At 57.6% G+C, this 3,095-nt stretch carries 3 protein-coding genes; 1 reads left to right on the forward strand and 2 read right to left on the reverse strand.

Translation table 11 applies throughout. The features are described from left to right. A partial coding sequence (locus V6C07_RS04095) for a M48 family metallopeptidase (RefSeq protein WP_333535089.1) occupies positions 1 to 263 on the forward strand: 263 nt, incomplete at its 5' end. A gap of 166 nt (positions 264 to 429) precedes the next feature. On the opposite strand, the gene V6C07_RS04100 is transcribed toward V6C07_RS04095, so the two are convergent. Both V6C07_RS04100 and V6C07_RS04105 read right to left on the reverse strand, forming a co-directional pair. Then, positions 430 to 1,089, reverse strand: coding sequence for a potassium channel family protein (locus V6C07_RS04100; protein WP_333535090.1), 660 nt, complete (start codon positions 1,087 to 1,089; stop codon positions 430 to 432). A 407-nt stretch (positions 1,090 to 1,496) separates the two neighbouring features. After that, positions 1,497 to 2,861: a TrkH family potassium uptake protein gene (locus V6C07_RS04105; RefSeq protein ID WP_333535092.1), complete on the reverse strand. Its 1,365-nt coding sequence runs from the start codon at positions 2,859 to 2,861 to the stop codon at positions 1,497 to 1,499. Positions 2,862 to 3,095 lie beyond the last annotated feature (234 nt).

A 3,095-nucleotide genomic window follows, 5' to 3' on the forward strand; every position in this document is an offset into this window, starting at 1 on the left:
TGCCCGTCACCTGCGAGGCTGGCCCAGCAGGACGCATAAGCCTCAACTGGCGGGCGTTGCTGCTGCCGCTTCCCCTTCTGGAGCACCTGTGCTGGCACGAACTGTGCCATCTGCGCCACATGAATCACTCCCAGGCCTACAGGGCGGAGTTGACCCGCTATTCCCCGGACTGGCCCGGATGCGAAAAGGCCCTGGACCGGGCATGGCGCAATCTGCCCTGGTGGGCCTTGCCCGGCGAAGATCCGGCACAAGGCGACAGCTAGACCAGATTAACTTTGAGAATGCATGTTCTCCAGGTTCATCTGTTCCACGGGCGTTTACGAGTGAATAATTTGCCTGTTCTGCAAGAATTTTCAGGAAAATCCCTGCCATGAAATACAAGCAGGCAGGCAAAAGCCCGCCTGCTCGCATTTCAAGTGTCAAATGCTCTTAGGGATTCAGGTCTTTCATGGAATTGGCCCTGCCCGCCACCACAATGGTATCACCCTTATTCAGCACGGTCATGGCCGGAGGAACAAAGTTGAAAGAGTGCTCCCCCACGGGACGAATGCCCAGCACCATAATATTGAAACGCTGCATGAGGTTAAGCTCCACCAGCGTTTTGCCGTGCCATTCGTCCACCTTCAGTTCCTGAATGGCGATGCCCCCGTACTTGGGGATAAGGTCCAGCATGCCCGGATAGGTGAGCTGATGGGCGGCCATGACGGCGGCCTCCATCTCGGGAACCAGAGCGCGATTGACGCGCAACCGCTGCAGAATCTTGCGGTGTTCCTCATTGGACGCCTTGACCCATATTTTGGGACCGCCCAGTTCCTGCACGTTGAGAGTGATGCTGAGTGACTGCTCCACGCTTTCACCCACGCTGATGACCACCCAGTCCAGATCCTGCACATGCAATGAACGCAGCACGGCAATATTGGTGGCATCGGCCTTGTAAACGGACTCCAGCGCATCCTCGGCCCGCTGCACCCGCGCATCGGACATGTCTATGCCTACCACCGTGTGTCCCAGTGAAACAAGGGTGGTCGCCATGCGCAGGCCAAATTTGCCCAGGCCGATAACGCCTATTTCCAGCTTCTTTTCCGCCATCTCTTTCTTTCTCCGTGCTGTATCCGGGCCGCAAGCGCCGGGGAACCCCTCCGCCGCAAAGACCGGGCAAGGCCGGAGCCTCGCCGGGCATGCCGGGAAAAACCCGACTGCTGCTCTCTACTGCGCAGCATTGTGTCAGGGACAAAAAACGGTTTAGGTAACACCGAAAAAACCGCTGCGCCTTCAGGCCGAAGGCAGCGCCCTTTCCAGCGCAACTATACATATAAAAAGCCCTTGAACCACTTTTCGCAACCAGCGGTTAGAGCAATTTCACTTTGAAATTGCTCTGGCGGCTGCGTGAGCAGACGTTCGCTACGGAGGCGTAAGCGCAGTTTATCTGCGCGGTTAAACGCCGAAGTGAGCGTGCCTTAAACTTTGAGAATGTATATTCTCAAAGTTAATCTGCTCTAGCCGATGGGCAGTTGCGTTTCCGCCACGGTATACGCCTTGCGCGGCTGGAGGCTCTGCACCGCCATGAGCAAGCTCAGCAGCCCCACGCGCCCGGCAAACATGTTTACGATAATAACGCCCTTGCCCTCGGCGCTCAGCTCCGGGGTCAGGTTCATTGAAAGCCCCACTGTGCCAAGGGCCGAGACCTCTTCAAACAGGATGCGCAGAAAGGACGGCCCTTCGCCGCCGGTGCCGTGCAGTATGCCGTACTCCGTAATGCTGAGCAGAAACGTGGAAATCCCCACCAGCATGGAATAGAAGAAAAACAGGGTCAGCGCGCGGCTTACGTTTTCTGCCGGTACGCCCCTGCCCTCCAGCACGATCTGCCTGTCGCCCCGGAACTGGGCGGCAATATAGCCCACCAGCACCCTGAAGGTCACAACCTTGATGCCCCCGGCACAAGACCCCGGGCCGCCGCCCACAAACATGAGCGCCATGAGCACCAGCAGAGTGGCCTCACTCAGGCTGCTCATATTGACGGTATTAAAACCGGCCGTGCGAGCCACCGCAGCCTGAAAAAACGCCGTAAGGGCCAGATCAAAGCCGTCGCCAAGCGCATGCTCGTTGCCCACCCGCCAGAATTCGATCACAAATCCCACCGTCGCTCCGACCACAATAAGAAAAACCGTTGTCTTGAGCACAAGGCGGCTGAAGCGGCTGAACTTGCGCACGGGAACGCCCATGCGCCCGCCGGAAATGATGCCCAGGGCTTCGCGCAGCACGCCAAAGCCGATGCTGCCCAGAAAAACGCTGGCCGCAATGATGCCGTTGACCGCCACATCGTCCCGAAAATTCATGAGACTGTTGGGACTGAGCGAAAAACCCGCGTTACAGAAGGCCGAAACAGCATGAAACGCCGCACTGATAGGATGAAAAAACACGGGGTCATGCCAATAGAGCAGCAGAGCCGTGACAAACTCGATGCTGAATACCAGCGCCAGCACCTGCAAAAGAAAGCCCTTGAGGTTAAAGTCGTCGCCAAGCAGCGCCTGGCTCACGGCCTCCCGGCTGGTAAAGGGTACGGAGTTTCGCCAGAGCAAAAAAATGATGCTTGTATAGGTCATGACGCCAAGGCCGCCCAACTGCACGAGAAAAAGCAGCACCATCACACCGGCGGGGCTGAGCGCCACGCTGATGTCCACAGGCGTCAGCCCGGTAACGCAAACAGCCGACGTGGCGAGAAAGGCCGCATCAATGGGGCTGAGCCTTTGGCCTTCCTGCAGGCTCACAGGCATGTGCAGCAGAACTGCGCCCACGACAATAACCGCCAGAAAGGAAAATACGGGCCACGTAAGAGGGCTGAAAAATCTGTTCCTCTGCATGCCCCCATTTATGCCGTCCGCGAGAGGAAAGCAAGATGGTGAATCATGTTCGTTCTCCTTCATATTTCACATGAAAAACATATGAAATTCAGCGAACCACGCCGCAACCCAGGCAGCAGTTCATGCCCGCAGTTCATGCCGCAATCCCCGACGTCCCTTGCCCTTCCTGCCCCGGCTTCAGCCCAACGCGGCGTTGTGTTCTGCTTACCGGCCAGATCACGGGCCGCAAGGCCA

The sequence above is a fragment of the Desulfovibrio sp. 1214_IL3152 genome (assembly GCF_036763055.1).
In the GTDB taxonomy this organism is placed as follows: Bacteria; Desulfobacterota; Desulfovibrionia; order Desulfovibrionales; family Desulfovibrionaceae; genus Desulfovibrio.

Bases quoted from the DNA above. Each gene is read 5' to 3' on its own strand.
- V6C07_RS04100 (WP_333535090.1), bottom strand. From the start codon at position 1,089: ATGGCGGAAAAGAAGCTGGAAATAGGCGTTATCGGCCTGGGCAAATTT.
- V6C07_RS04105 (WP_333535092.1), bottom strand. From the start codon at position 2,861: ATGCAGAGGAACAGATTTTTCAGCCCTCTTACGTGGCCCGTATTTTCC.